Origin of the sequence: Clostridium sp. HBUAS56010, from assembly GCF_007115105.1 — a bacterium.
Classification (GTDB): domain Bacteria; phylum Bacillota; class Clostridia; order Lachnospirales; family Lachnospiraceae; genus Lacrimispora.
Genome location: NZ_SULJ01000007.1, coordinates 150,180 through 163,524, shown reverse-complemented (window position 1 = coordinate 163,524; position 13,345 = coordinate 150,180). Strand labels below are relative to the sequence as shown.

The 13,345-nt window shown below is 43.1% G+C and carries 13 protein-coding genes and 1 tRNA gene; all 14 read right to left on the bottom strand.

What is annotated here, in order from left to right:
- Positions 1–27: 27 nt before the first annotated feature.
- Entirely contained in the window at positions 28–360 is a 333-nt protein-coding gene (locus tag FAY33_RS12670; protein ID WP_143321588.1) for a DUF1292 domain-containing protein, read from the bottom strand.
- 102 nt (positions 361–462) lie between these two features.
- Positions 463–987, bottom strand: coding sequence for a cob(I)yrinic acid a,c-diamide adenosyltransferase (locus FAY33_RS12665; RefSeq protein ID WP_143321587.1), 525 nt, complete (start codon positions 985–987; stop codon positions 463–465).
- A gap of 17 nt (positions 988–1,004) precedes the next feature.
- Positions 1,005–2,849 carry an ATP-dependent helicase gene (locus FAY33_RS12660; RefSeq protein ID WP_143321586.1) on the bottom strand — a complete coding sequence of 615 codons (1,845 nt, stop codon included), beginning with the start codon at positions 2,847–2,849 and terminating at the stop codon, positions 1,005–1,007.
- A gap of 75 nt (positions 2,850–2,924) precedes the next feature.
- The gene (gene gltX, locus FAY33_RS12655) at positions 2,925–4,385 is read right to left on the bottom strand and encodes a glutamate--tRNA ligase (protein WP_143321585.1); all 1,461 of its coding nucleotides are present in this window, start codon (positions 4,383–4,385) and stop codon (positions 2,925–2,927) included.
- A 148-nt stretch (positions 4,386–4,533) separates the two neighbouring features.
- Complete coding sequence (locus FAY33_RS12650; protein WP_143321584.1) at positions 4,534–7,086, bottom strand: transglycosylase domain-containing protein; 2,553 nt, start codon at positions 7,084–7,086, stop codon at positions 4,534–4,536.
- 79 nt (positions 7,087–7,165) lie between these two features.
- A tRNA-Thr gene (locus FAY33_RS12645) sits at positions 7,166–7,238 on the bottom strand.
- A gap of 208 nt (positions 7,239–7,446) precedes the next feature.
- The gene (locus FAY33_RS12640; protein WP_143321583.1) at positions 7,447–8,400 is read right to left on the bottom strand and encodes an L-lactate dehydrogenase; all 954 of its coding nucleotides are present in this window, start codon (positions 8,398–8,400) and stop codon (positions 7,447–7,449) included.
- A 63-nt stretch (positions 8,401–8,463) separates the two neighbouring features.
- Positions 8,464–9,531: a PilT/PilU family type 4a pilus ATPase gene (locus FAY33_RS12635; RefSeq protein WP_143321582.1), complete on the bottom strand. Its 1,068-nt coding sequence runs from the start codon at positions 9,529–9,531 to the stop codon at positions 8,464–8,466.
- A complete protein-coding gene (locus tag FAY33_RS12630) occupies positions 9,528–10,019 on the bottom strand; it encodes a short-chain dehydrogenase (RefSeq protein ID WP_143321581.1) in 492 nt (163 codons plus the stop codon). Before FAY33_RS12630 ends, FAY33_RS12635 begins: the two co-directional genes overlap by 4 nt.
- A gap of 4 nt (positions 10,020–10,023) precedes the next feature.
- Positions 10,024–10,440, bottom strand: coding sequence for a hypothetical protein (locus tag FAY33_RS12625; RefSeq protein WP_143321580.1), 417 nt, complete (start codon positions 10,438–10,440; stop codon positions 10,024–10,026).
- Positions 10,433–10,924 carry a DUF4860 domain-containing protein gene (locus tag FAY33_RS12620; protein ID WP_143321579.1) on the bottom strand — a complete coding sequence of 164 codons (492 nt, stop codon included), beginning with the start codon at positions 10,922–10,924 and terminating at the stop codon, positions 10,433–10,435. Before FAY33_RS12620 ends, FAY33_RS12625 begins: the two co-directional genes overlap by 8 nt.
- A 14-nt stretch (positions 10,925–10,938) precedes the next feature.
- Positions 10,939–11,259: a hypothetical protein gene (locus tag FAY33_RS12615; RefSeq protein ID WP_143321578.1), complete on the bottom strand. Its 321-nt coding sequence runs from the start codon at positions 11,257–11,259 to the stop codon at positions 10,939–10,941.
- A gap of 12 nt (positions 11,260–11,271) precedes the next feature.
- Positions 11,272–12,324 carry a type II secretion system F family protein gene (locus tag FAY33_RS12610; protein WP_143321577.1) on the bottom strand — a complete coding sequence of 351 codons (1,053 nt, stop codon included), beginning with the start codon at positions 12,322–12,324 and terminating at the stop codon, positions 11,272–11,274.
- Positions 12,325–12,353: 29 nt separating this feature from the next.
- Positions 12,354–13,331, bottom strand: a complete 978-nt coding sequence (locus FAY33_RS12605; RefSeq protein WP_243126725.1) for a transglutaminase-like domain-containing protein — start codon at positions 13,329–13,331, stop codon at positions 12,354–12,356.
- Positions 13,332–13,345 lie beyond the last annotated feature (14 nt).

Sequence of the window (13,345 nt, the reverse complement as noted above, 5' to 3'; positions counted from 1 at the left end):
ATAGCGCCTGTCCCGGTTCTCATCTGTTTATTCTTCGTCTTCGCCTACCAGCTCATCATACTCTGCTTCATCGAGTAACTGATCAAAAGCCTCTGCAACGATCTCATATTCATCATCATCTTCAATATTCGCAAGATCCGGCTGTCCGTCCTCTTTCTCAGAATAACGGTATAAATAAACTTCTCCTTCTTCTGCCTCCGGACCATCCATGGGAAGCAGGGCAATATAATCTCTTTCACCTGCTGTAAAGATGGTAAGTACTACGCACTCCAGATCTTTTCCATCATCCAGGGTCAGAGTTACGGTCATCTCCTCCTGGGGTTCCATTCCATCGTGCTCTAAATTAGGATCCTGTGCCATCCTGATACCTCACTTTTTTAAATTAATCTGCTTACTAAGACGTTCAGAAACGCCTGCTTTCACTCTACCAGACAATCCGACAAAAATCAAGGGATTTCTCTCTCAATATTCGATTCCCTTCCTTGCCTTTATTCCTCTGTCATAGGGATGCTTGATCTTCTTTATTTCCGATACATAATCAGCCAGTTCCAACAGTTTCTCAGATGGTTCTCTTCCTGTGAGCACCACTTCAAGATCCTTTGGACGATGTTCTAAAAACTCCAGCAAAACAGCCTCATCCACAAGCTTATAATTGGATACTGCCATGATCTCATCCAGTACTAGAAGATCATAGTTCTGCTCCTTTGCCTGTTGGAGAGTCTGTTGAAGCAAGAAAGAATAATAACGTTTTGCTTCCAGCTTCTGTTCTTCGGACATTTTTGAAAAAAAGCCAAAACTCTGCTCACAGGGTGTTACCGTTATTCCAGGCAATTGGTTTAGAGACTTCACCTCTCCGGAGTAATCCGTCTTTAAAAAACGGGTAATCAGAACCTTTTTTCCGCTTCCTGATGCACGCACTGCCAGACCTGCAGCAGCCGTTGTCTTTCCTTTTCCATCCCCACAATAGATATGGATACAAGACTCCATATATACATTCTCCTTTCCTATCCCCGATTTAAATATTCTTTTACGAATCGGGAGATTTCCTGCTTTTTGCTGTATCGTTCCCGTACATAATTGATATGAAGACGTTCCTTTGCTCTTGTCATGGCAACATAAAACATCCGCCGTTCTTCCTCCAGATCCGCAGGCAGAACCGCCTTGTGATGAGGGGTTACTCCTTCGTTGGCATCCAAAATATACACAATCGGGTATTCCAGCCCTTTTGAACTGTGCATGGTCATAAGTGCTACCCCATCCACCTCTTTTTCTTTTGCCTGTACCTGGGCCTTTAACTCTTCCCCATATTCTTTCATGTGATCAAACCACTGGTCAAAAGTAGGATAATTTACTGCACTCTCTTTTATCTGATCCAGAATCTCAAAAAGCTCCTCCGGTTTCACTCTCCGGTACTGGGCATACTCTCTGATATAGTCGTCATACCCCACCGCTTTTCTAATGTAATTAAGGGCTGCAACTGGTGCCATATTTCGAATCATCCGGAGATCATATTCCAGTTGTTCCACTCGTTCAATCATAAACCCTTTATCCTGATAGAAAGATTTTACCGATTCCCAGTTTACCACATTGCCGTCCAGAGCATCCCGGCTGATATAACGGTTTGGGCGGTTTAAAAACTGAAATACATTTCCTCTGGATAAATCTCCGCAGGCCCCTTTGATATAAGCAATGATGTTTTTACAAATCCAGTGATCAAACAAATTAGGAACCGAGTCTTTCATTGAAAATGGAATATTATATTCCATCAGCTTTTCAATCAGCATTCTGGGACCGAGGTTGGTCCGATATAAAACAGCCATTTCCTGCCAGGCAAATCCAGCCTTCCGATAGTCCATGATCTCCTTGACGATCTCCTGATTTTCCTCCTGGGGGTCCTGCCACATCCTGGTGATTACCGGTTTTCCATTTCCTTTTTTCGGTATGATCTTCTTAGGAAAACGGACCTGATTGTGGGCAATTAACAATCCTGCGGTCTGAACGATCTCTTTGGTACTTCTGAAATTCACATTAAGCACTACTTTTTTTGCATCCCTGTAATCCTTTTCAAATCCAAGCATGATCTCAGGCTTTGCACCCCGAAACCGATAGATCGACTGATCATCATCTCCCACAATAAACAGATTATTCTCCGGTGCAGCCAGCATTCGGATAACTTCATACTGTACCAGATTAATGTCCTGAAATTCATCAATTAAAATATACTGATATTTTTTCTGCCATGCCTCTAAAATATCCTTTCTCTGTGTAAACAATTCGTAACACATCACAAGCATATCATCAAAATCAATCAGACCTGCCCTGCGCAGCCGTCCCTCATATCCCATATAAAGCTGTTTAAAAATCTCCTCAGAGCAGTTTTTAGAATAGTAATGATCCAGATCAATCATTTCTCCTTTAACCGAACTGATCTCTGATAAAACGGAAGATACAAAATCCGCCTCATCTTCCACCTCCATACGGCATTGATCCATCTCTTCTTTTATGTACTGGATTCTCTGCTCATCCCTTACAATGCTTCTGGCATCATAGCGGTATGCAAACTTTAAAATTCGAAAAAATATAGCATGAAAGGTTCCAAAGCTTACGGGAGCTGTCTTTCCCTCCATGAGTTCTTCAAACCGCTCTTTCATCTCTCCTGCTGCGGATTTGGTAAATGTAATAACCAGAATATTGGAAGGATTTACTCCCAGATCATGAATCAGATGATGGATCCGGTGAGTGATCGTAAATGTTTTTCCTGATCCCGGACCAGCCAAAACCAGCATAGGGCCTTTGTCATGAAAAACTGCTTCTTTCTGGGCACCCTCATATATAATTGGTTCCTTCATCAATTCCTCCTTTGTACAGAAAGAAAAGCAGGGGACCGGTCTCAGCCGGTTCCTCTGCTTTTCTTTCAATTTCTTTTATAAAGTCCCGTTGCTTAAAAGTCTGATTCCTTCTTTGATTCGATTTAAGGATTCTTCTTTTCCAAGAACTTCCATAATCTCAGTAGCGCCGGCAGGTGTCATCTGCTTGCCGGAAACGGCTGTACGGATCGGCCACATAACAAAGCCTGTCTTGCAGCCTTTTTCTGCCACATACTTCGATAAAGCCTCATACAGAGCGTCATTGCTGTAATCTTCCTGGGATTCCAGAATCGGAAGCACTTCCTGTAATAAAGAAAGAGAAGTTTCGCTGTTTGTCTTCATCTTCTTATTGGTGTACATGGAAAGGTCGTAGGATGGAAGAGCCTCGAAGAAATCAATATGCTCTGCAATGTCCGGGAATATCTCGATTCTCGTCTTAACCATGGCTGCAATCTTCTTCAAATCCAGATCTTTTTTAATCACCTTTTTTATATACGGCTCTGCAAGCTTGAAAAATCCGTCAAAATCCATGGACTTCATATATTCACTGTTCATCCATTTCAGCTTTGCCATATCAAATACAGCCGGAGATTTACTTAAGTTATGATAGTCAAATTCTTTTACCAGTTCTTCTAAGGAGAATATCTCCTGATTGCCCTCCGGAGACCAGCCAAGAAGTGCCACATAATTGACCACCGCTTCTGAAATGAACCCCTGCTCAATCAAATCTTCATAGGAAGCATGTCCGCTTCTCTTACTTAACTTTTTATGTTCCTCATTGGTAATCAATGGACAATGAACGTATACCGGAACCTCCCAGCCAAATGCGTCATAAAGCCGGTTATATTTAGGGGATGAGGACAGATATTCATTTCCTCTTACCACATGGGTAATTCCCATCAAATGATCATCTACAACGTTCGCAAAATTATAGGTTGGATATCCATCGGATTTCATTAATACCATATCATCAAGCTCTGAATTATCTACAGAAATATCGCCATATATCTCATCATGAAATGTGGTTTTCCCTTCTGTTGGATTGTTCTGGCGGATGACATAGGGAATTCCGGAAGCAAGCTTTTCTATAACCTCTTCTTTCGACAGATGAAGACAATGCTTATCATAAGTCATGATTTCCTGTCCGTCTACTGTTCTCTTTAAAGTATCCAGCCTGTCCTGACCGCAAAAGCAGTAGTAGGCTTCCCCTTTTTCGATCAGCTTCTTTGCATATTCTAAATAGATACCGGAGGCCTGACGCTCACTCTGGACATAAGGACCCACACCGCCATCCTTGTCAGGACCTTCGTCATGAACCAGACCTGTTTCTTCCAGGGTTCTGTAAATAATCTCGACAGCGCCTTCCACGAAACGTTCCTGATCCGTATCTTCAATGCGGAGAAGGAAATCACCGCCTTCATGTTTTGCAATCAGGTACGCATACATTGCGGTTCTTAAATTCCCTACGTGCATACGGCCAGTAGGACTCGGTGCGTATCTTGTTCTTATTTTTGTCATTGTGAACACACTCCTATATCTTCTTTCTTATGGTTGGCAAGTGTCATTTAACAAGCCATGCGGTTAAATAAAGAGACCGCATAGCCCATTATATACCCTATAACCGGAAAAAACAATGTTTTGGCAAAATTATCTTTTTACTTTTCCATTACATTCCAGGTCCTACAGACTGGGGACCATAATCGTAATCCTCCGGACCTGCCCCTGGCTCATCTCCATATCCAGGTTCCATATCTCCCGGAAATACAGGTGTAGTTGTTTCAGAAGGTCTTGTGACTCCCGGACCGATCTCCTGGGGTTTCTGGCTGGAATCTTCCTTCCTTGGAAGACCAGATACGTGGTTAAGAGCTTCTTCCAGCGAAGGTCCTAAACTATCGTAATACGGCGTATCAGCAAGCTGATTTAACAGAGACTGGGCAGTGCTGACCTTTTCCTCGGAAGAACTGTCTCTGTACTGCAGACTATTCAGTTCTTCAATCAATGTCTGTAAAGAAGCTGCTGCTTCTTCAATTGCCTGTTGGGAAGCAAGAGAATCCTCCTGGCCTTTTCTTACCAATGCTTCCTGCTTCTTGCGTTCCTCCTCTTCCTGCCATTTCCTTGCATCTGCTTTGGCTGCTGCCTCAGCAATTGAGGAAAACAGGTCTTTTCTTCCTGTCTCATTCGATGTCTTCTCTCCCATGGAATCAACATTATAAAGAGAAACCGTAGACGGCATATCCCAATCCTCTGCCGGCAGCTCTTTGTTAATTTGAGTCATAAAATCTCTCCAAATTCTGCCAGAATATGTCTTTCCATAGACACCAGGCATTGCCTTTGGCGTATCATATCCTACCCATACAGAGGTGGTATAATGTTTGGTATATCCGCAGAACCAGGTATCTTTATTGCTGTTTGTGGTACCGGTCTTTCCTGCCGCCGGAACATTAAGTCCCAGACCACTCCCGGTTCCATAAGGTTTATCGAGAGTTCCCTTTAATATATCCGTAATCATGTAGGCAGTGTCTTCTGTAAACACCCGCTCGTCTGCCTGATTTCCATTAAATACTTCTCCATCATACTGGCTGATCATGCTGGTAATACAAGACCTGCTGCTGTACATTCCCTTATTGGCCAGTACCGAGTAACCCTTTGCCATATCAATGATTCTTGCCCCTTCGGTAAAGCCGCCGATACTCATACTGGTATTCCCGTTATCCATATAGCTTAAACCGGTAAAGTGCATCTTACCCAGATATCCGATTCCCTTGTCGACTCCAATATCTGCCAACACCTGCCACGCCACTGTATTTAAACTGCGGTTTAAGGCTTCCCTTACAGAAACATTGCCAAAATATTTGCCGCCGCTGTTCTTCGGTCCTTTTTCAAACAAATGGTCATTGACAAGTCTGGATGGATAATAAAATCCGGTTTCAAATGCCGGAGCATAATCAATCAGCGGTTTAATGGTGGAACCTGGCTGCCGTTTGCTTAGAAAGCCACGGTTATATTCATCGTCAGTTCCCCTTCCTCCCACAATTGCAACCACATATCCTGTCCGGTTGTCAATGCAGACTGCTGCTCCCTGCAGGGCAAACTTTCCATTCTTCTGAAGCTCTTTAAAGCCTTTCAGCCGCTCATCAATATTACTCTGCAACAGATTCTGGATGTTGGTATCCAGACTGGTATGTATCTCAAACCCGCCATTTCTGATCATATCGCTTTTGGACTGGTAAACTTCCTGATACTGTTCTTTATACGCATCATAGGAAGACTTATTATCAAAAACATATTTAAACACAAATCCGTCGTTCTTCATCAGCTCAAGAGTTGCCGCATGAATGGCATAACTTGTCTGATAATTCTCTTTTGTCCCAGGCTCATAGACCTTTGCCACAGTCAGCGGCTGAGCCTTTGCATAATCCCGCTCTTCTTCGGTAATTAATTTATTAACAGCCATATTGTTGATGACCTGATCCCTTTTCTTTTGAGAAGTCTCCGGATGAGCAACCGGATCATATCTGGAGGGATTGTTGCTGATTCCTGCCAGAGTCGCTGCCTCCCAAACCGTTAAGTCTTTTGCTTCTTTATCAAAATAATAACGGCTGGCTTCCGATACTCCATAACAGCGGTTTGCGTAAAAATTAGTATTGCAGTAAAACTCTAAAATCTCAGCTTTTGAATATCTCTGTTCCATCTGCGGAGCTGCAAAAAATTCAGTCAGCTTTCTCTGAAATGTCCGTTCCTGGGTCAGATAGGTATTCTTAATTACCTGCTGGGTAATGGTACTTCCCCCCTGGGTAATGGTTCCCCGGTTCTTTACAAATACCATACCTGCACGGAGAAGTCCCAGATAATCAATTCCCTTGTGCTTGTAAAAGCGTCTGTCCTCCTGGGCTACATAAGCTTTTTGAAGATTCTCGCTGATCTCTGTAATTGGAACATACTCATAATGACCAGAATTAATGGTTCCGATCAGGTTACCGGAAGCATCAAAGATCCTTGTATCTGTCGGCTGGGAAAAATCAGTCTTGCTTGTCTTACTCATGATTAAATCAGCCTTTTCTTTGCAGGCTAAAATCTCATCCTGATATTTTAAAAATACGGCACCTCCGGCAAGACAGCCCAGAACCATAACCGCCAGAAACAGGAAAAGAATGACTTTTACAGGCTTAAAAAAAACAGACCATTTGCTCTTTTTCTTTTTCCTTTTTCGTTTCTCCATTTCGATGTGCCTCCTTCTTCCTTTTTGCATATGACAAAAACGGGAAGTCTATAAATTAAGACTTCCCGTTTGTTTTCAAAGCTGATGACGGGAATCGGACCCGTGACCTCCTCACTACCAATGAGGTGCGCTACCATCTGTGCCACATCAGCTTATTAATGGTTCTTCGCTCGAACCTCGTATATCATAGCATGGGAAAATCTGTTTGTCAACATTATTTTTTTGTTTTTTGTTTCATACATACAATAGCAAAAATTTAAGTTATTTAGTACTTAAAACCCCGTTTTGTTTTCCTTTTATGGCGGAAAAGAAAAAATGTCCCGCAACTATTCCTTCTCTTCCGCCATCAATCTTCTGCTTTTACAAAATCCCCTCAAAGCTTTCTTTCAAAGTCTTGCAGGAAACTGAAAAACGCTCCAGTTCATCTTCCGTCAGCGAAAGCTGAAGCACTCTCTGGATTCCATTCTGGTTGATAATACAGGGAACACCGGCATAAACCTCTGACTGTCCATACTCTCCCTTTAACATGGCAGAAACGGTAAATACACTGTTTTCATCGCCTAAAATAGCCCTGGTAATTCTGGTCAGAGACATTCCTATTCCATAATAAGTCGCCTGCTTGGCTTCAATGATCTTATAAGCTGCGCCTCGCACGTCTTCTTCAATCTGTTTTAATTCCTCCCGGCATACCATATCCTCTTCTCCGCCGGACCCGCAGAGAGAAAGAATCGGTTTGGTGGCGATCATTGCCTGGCTCCATGGTACAAATTCACTGTCTCCATGTTCACCAATAACATAAGCATGGACATTGCGGGGATCCACCCGGAGAGTTTCCCCAAGGAGATAACGGAGTCTTGCGGTATCAAGAGTGGTTCCGCTTCCAATGACCCTTTTCGGATTAAAGCCGGATATGGCATAAGTAATTCTTGTCATAATATCCACGGGATTGGTTGCTACCAGAAAAATTCCGTTAAATCCTGATTCTGTCACCGGTTGTATAATCGAACGGAACACGGCTGCATTTCGTTTTAAAAGGTCTAGTCTTGTCTCTCCCTGCTTTTGTGCCACACCTGCACAGATCACTACAATATCTGCATCATGGCAGTCTTTGTAATCACCTGCATAAATCTTCATATGCGCTCCGGAAAAAGCAAGTCCATGGTTTAAGTCCATGGCTTCGCCTTCTGCCCGTTTCCGGTTAATATCAATTAATACCAGTTCATCGCACGCTCCCTGATTCAGCATGGAATAGGCATAGCTCATTCCCACCATTCCAGTGCCCACCAGTGCTACTTTTCTCTTATCTGTTTTCATAATCAAACACGCTCCTGTTCTTGATATCGTTATTGTAACTGCTAATCAGGAAACTATTCCTTTCTACTTCATACGATCAATCTTTTTTGCCATCAGCTCACTGTTACTGCTGTATACTACTGCATTTTCTCCGGTTATTCTTCCTTCTTTATATAGATTTAACAGACTGGAATCCATAGATATCATATTTTCTGCCTGCCCGGTTGCTATAACGGAATCAATCTGATGGGTCTTTGATTCACGGATCATATTCCGGATAGCATTATTAAAAAACATCATTTCAAACGCAGGAGCAACACTTCCATCTACTGCAGGAATCAACTGCTGGGATATCACTGCCTGAACCACCATGGAAAGCTGCATCCGGATCTGATGCTGTTGATTAGGCGGAAAACTGTCGATAATACGGTCAATGGTATTGGCAGCACCAACGGTATGAAGAGTGGATATAACCAGATGCCCCGTCTCTGCCGCAGTCATGGCAATTCGGATCGTCTCATAATCCCTCATCTCTCCCACTAAAATCACATCCGGTGCCTGTCTTAAAGCTGCCCTTAATCCGGTTACATAACTGTCCGTGTCTGTAACAATCTCTCTTTGGGTTACCACACTCTTCTTATGACGGTGAAGAAATTCCAAAGGGTCTTCCAGGGTAATGACATGAGCATTTCTGGTGTTATTGATCTTATCAATGATACAGGCAAGAGTTGTGGTCTTTCCGCTTCCTGCCGGCCCAGTCACCAGCACAAAACCTTTTGTCATCCTGGCAACTCCCATAACCGGCTCCGGAATATGGAGTTCTTTGTAATCGGGCAGATCAAAAGTAACAACCCTGATTACGGCTGCCAGAGAACCTCTCTGCCGGAAAACGCTGGAACGGAATCTGGAAATACCCGGAAGTGCAAAAGAAAAATCATCGTCACCATGTTCTTTTACTATATTCATACTGCGGTTTCCAGCCAGTTCATATAGTTCCTTCATTAATGATTCCATTTGGTCTGAAGAAAGCTTTTCTTCATTTTGATATACAATTCTGCTTCCGATTTTATAGGAAAAAGGCATACCCGGCACCAGAAAAATGTCCGACGCTTTCTGAGCCACAGCAGCGCTTAACAAATCTACTACATTCATCTTCCAATCTCCTGCTCATTCCCTTCCATGCCATTCCAGACCGGCATGGAGCGGTCAATCTCATAATCTTCAATAAGAATTACATTCCACGATTTAATTCCTATGATTCCATCTTTTTTTAATTCAGGAAGCAATTCAATGGAAAGTGCCTGCCCCCGTTCCATGGGAATCAGGGTGTTTATGGTTCCATCATCTGGATGATAGGAATCTCCCAGCCTGGCAGTCAGTAACTTGTCATACTCACTTTTACTGCCTGTTTTTTGTGCCTGCCGTACTGCCGCATAAACGCTTTCATAAAAATCCTCTCCCTTTTTGTCCGCCCTGTAATACTCTCTGACAGCCGCCCCATTACGCTCCGCCAGATTATATTCATTCTTTGCTCCGCTTAAAGACAACATCCCAAAGGTCACCAGACACATCACAATAAAAATTAAAATCAGAGAGGGACCACCGATGCTGGCTCTGTACTTCACTTCCTGTTTCGCCATGCTCCTACCTCCCCTGAATGGATTCTTCATGGCGTTTTACGGAAAGAGTATACAACTGCTTTCCGCTTCTATTCACCACCACAGCCATCTCTTTATTTTCTAAAAAGTCTGTTTCCACATAAAAATCAGCCTGCTTTCTGCCACATGGATTCCCGCTCTTATCAAAAAAAAGGGTGAAGTTTCCTGCTTCAGTTTCCTCCTCCACAGTGAATCTCTCTTTAAGGCCCTGTTTTCCTTCTATTTTAAAGACTTCTGCCGTACTCTGGGCAATAAAAACTGCCCGGTTTAAATTCCACGCATGAAGACTGTAAGAGTTTGCTTTTGCAAATGTCTGAACACAGATTCCTGCACAGAGTATGAGAAAAAAAGAAACCCCGATCATTTCCATTAAGAAGACTTTGGAATTACTTTTTCTATTCATCTGCAACTCCTCCGCTTCTTAAAGAAATCCACAGGGAACCGCCCGTAATTCCCTGGCTCTTTATGTAGAGAAGGTCTCCCTTTTGCTCCACATAAACAGGACTGCAGGAGAGAATCTCATTTCCATCTCCTACTCCAAGCCCGCTTTCTTCATCGGTAAACAGCTCCCACAGCGCCCCGTCTTTGTAATAAATATCGGTTACATAGACCGTTTCGTTAATGGTCTGCTTTAATTCCAGAACCCATATGCCCGACTCTTCTTTTAAGGAGACAGCTCCTGCCCGGTCACCCTGCCGTACTTTGTTGGCAATATAACTCAGAACCACATCTTCCTGATAAGTACTTTCCCCTCTCATCTGAATGTTCTCATAAACCTTTGCGCCAATTAAAACCAGAAAAAGGGCACTGAGTAGAAACACCAGAAATAGTAAAAAGGTAAAAAGAGTTCCGGTAAGCCAGCCTCTTTGAACTTGATTCCCCTTCATCTTTTACCTCCTGATTATGGTTCCCGGAAATTAACGGTAATGTCTGGCATAAAATTTGATGCAAACCCATCAAAAAAAACATCATACCGTTTTCGGTCAATCTGTATTCCGTAATTTTTCTCCAGATATTCTACGTCTGGCGGATATCTCCCTTCAATGGCATAACACTGAACCGATGCTCTGCGGATGGCATCCCTAAGAGTGTCCGCCCCTTTTTTATCTGCATTATTCGAAAGAAGGAGGGTTGCCCAGAGAAACAAACCAATCATTGCACAAAACAACACAGGCATAGCTACAGATTCCGCAAACCTTTTCCCATAACTTCCAAGCTTCATAAAAACCCCTTCCTAACCAATGGCAGACAGAATCCCAACAAGAGGAAGCATGACAGATAAAAGAATCATTCCTACGGCAACAGCAAGAACAGCTACCATTCCCGGTTCAAACCTGCTGATCATGTGCTCCAGGGCAAGGTCTGCTTCTTCTTCATAATTTTTTGAAATCTCCCCTAAAACACAATCCAGACTTCCGCTTTTTGTGCCAACCTTGATCATCTGCACATAGAACCCCTTGAACATCCCGGTATTCTTAAGGGCATTATAATAATCGGTTCCGGCGGCAAGTTCTTCGGAACAACGGTTAATCTTTTCTTTCACCGCCTTGTTTTCCACCAGTTCTCCAGCAATCTCCAATCCCTTTTCCAGATCCAGTCCGCTTTTTAGTGTAAGGGCAAGAACCGCAGTAAACCTTCTGCCGGCTACGGCAAGTGCAATCTTATTCTTTTTCTTGATCCGTTGAAAAAAAACTTCCACAGGAGGTATTTTTTTACCTTTTTTTCGAGAGATCCAGACAGAAAAAACAACGATAAAAAGGAGCGCTTCCAATAAAAGTGCCACAGCACTGAACACTCCTCCCAGTTTCGTTGCAACAAGAGAAACCGGCGACATCTCTGCCCCCAGTTGCTGATAAACACGTTCAAATACCGGCATAACCTTTGTAAACAAAACAAGCAGCACCACCAACAGCATAGAAATCATGATCGCCGGATAGGTCACTGCATTTTTAATGTTGCGAATAAGAAGATGTTCTTTCTCATAATAGGAAGCCAGAGACTCCATAATCTGATCCAGATTGCCTGTTTCTTCTCCCAGTCTTGCCATGCGAACCACATAAGAGGGATAGGCCCCTGCATTCTCTAAAACACTGGAAAATGGATTCCCAAGCTCGATCTGCTCCACCATACCTGTCAGAATCTTTTTCTCCTCTTCCCAGCCTGCATCTTCCGCCATAGCAGACAATCCCTCTTCCAGAGGGATTGCCGCATGAAGCAGAAGGGATATCTGGAGGCAGAAGGCAGAAATTTCCCTGGCTGAATATAGCCTCTTTGCATTCTTCGCCATACGCCATCCTCCCTTTTCCTCTGTTTTCTTTAGTAAGTGTATTTTGCTTTATAATTAGAGCTGTTGGTAATATATTCTTTAATCGTCGGACTGTTTCCTCCTGATGAAGCAAAAGTAGGATCCATAAGCTTCCAGTTATATCCGTCAAAATAAATAATGTTATCCACCCAGCCCTGACCTTCAATATATACATTCACCCAGGCATGGTAGACATTCCCCGTATACCCTACCACAAGCTTGGTAGGAATATTCTGGGATCTTAACATGGCGGTCATTACCGCCGCATAATCGAAACAGATTCCTTTTTTCTTCGCCAGAACCTGATCAACATTAGGCAGATACCCTGACTCAACGGTATTGGCAAGGGCTGTATCGTAAGTAAAATTATTCACCACATAATTATACACATTGGTTATCACTCCCAGGGAATCAGAGGCTGATACAGCAAGTTCTTCACTCTTCGCTGCCACTGCACTCCCAGAGGAAAAGTTCACATACTGATTGGGATATAAAAACGGCTCAAACTCACTCTTTAAATTCACTGAAAGCTGGTTGTTGGATTTCACCGCATACTGATTGCCTTGAACCTGTTCCAATACACGAACGGTATAAGTTCCATTTCCTTCCGTAAGAGGAAATACCTCATAAGCGGATCTGGCATTTAAGTCATAGGTATACGTCTCTCCCCCGTTTTTCATTATCTGAACTTTTATTTTTGAAGCTTTGCCTGTATACTGAATCATCACATATCCATGACTTACATTCGAGGCATCTATCATTGCAGAATTACTGCTAAACGTGACTGTTCCCGGAGCCTGCGGCTTCTTTACATTTGCTGCACCTGGTTTTGAACCAAGAGGGATCTGTTCCTCTTTGATATTCACAATTGTGTCCTGCTTTGCCCAGACTTCGCTGTTTCCAATTCCTGCAATACTTCCACTGCTGCTTTGCGAAGCAAATATAGCGGCTGCAAAAGCCATTGCAAAAGCTGCACCAATTCGTTTCATTCCCATCATCTCCT

Coding starts and splice junctions, on each gene's coding strand:
- FAY33_RS12670 (WP_143321588.1), bottom strand. CDS start 360: ATGGCACAGGATCCTAATTTAGAGCACGATGGAATGGAACCCCAGGAG.
- FAY33_RS12665 (WP_143321587.1), bottom strand. CDS start 987: ATGGAGTCTTGTATCCATATCTATTGTGGGGATGGAAAAGGAAAGACA.
- FAY33_RS12660 (WP_143321586.1), bottom strand. CDS start 2,849: ATGAAGGAACCAATTATATATGAGGGTGCCCAGAAAGAAGCAGTTTTT.
- gltX (WP_143321585.1), bottom strand. CDS start 4,385: ATGACAAAAATAAGAACAAGATACGCACCGAGTCCTACTGGCCGTATG.
- FAY33_RS12650 (WP_143321584.1), bottom strand. CDS start 7,086: ATGGAGAAACGAAAAAGGAAAAAGAAAAAGAGCAAATGGTCTGTTTTT.
- FAY33_RS12640 (WP_143321583.1), bottom strand. CDS start 8,400: ATGAAAACAGATAAGAGAAAAGTAGCACTGGTGGGCACTGGAATGGTG.
- FAY33_RS12635 (WP_143321582.1), bottom strand. CDS start 9,531: ATGAATGTAGTAGATTTGTTAAGCGCTGCTGTGGCTCAGAAAGCGTCG.
- FAY33_RS12630 (WP_143321581.1), bottom strand. CDS start 10,019: ATGGCGAAACAGGAAGTGAAGTACAGAGCCAGCATCGGTGGTCCCTCT.
- FAY33_RS12625 (WP_143321580.1), bottom strand. CDS start 10,440: ATGAATAGAAAAAGTAATTCCAAAGTCTTCTTAATGGAAATGATCGGG.
- FAY33_RS12620 (WP_143321579.1), bottom strand. CDS start 10,924: ATGAAGGGGAATCAAGTTCAAAGAGGCTGGCTTACCGGAACTCTTTTT.
- FAY33_RS12615 (WP_143321578.1), bottom strand. CDS start 11,259: ATGAAGCTTGGAAGTTATGGGAAAAGGTTTGCGGAATCTGTAGCTATG.
- FAY33_RS12610 (WP_143321577.1), bottom strand. CDS start 12,324: ATGGCGAAGAATGCAAAGAGGCTATATTCAGCCAGGGAAATTTCTGCC.
- FAY33_RS12605 (WP_243126725.1), bottom strand. CDS start 13,331: ATGAAACGAATTGGTGCAGCTTTTGCAATGGCTTTTGCAGCCGCTATA.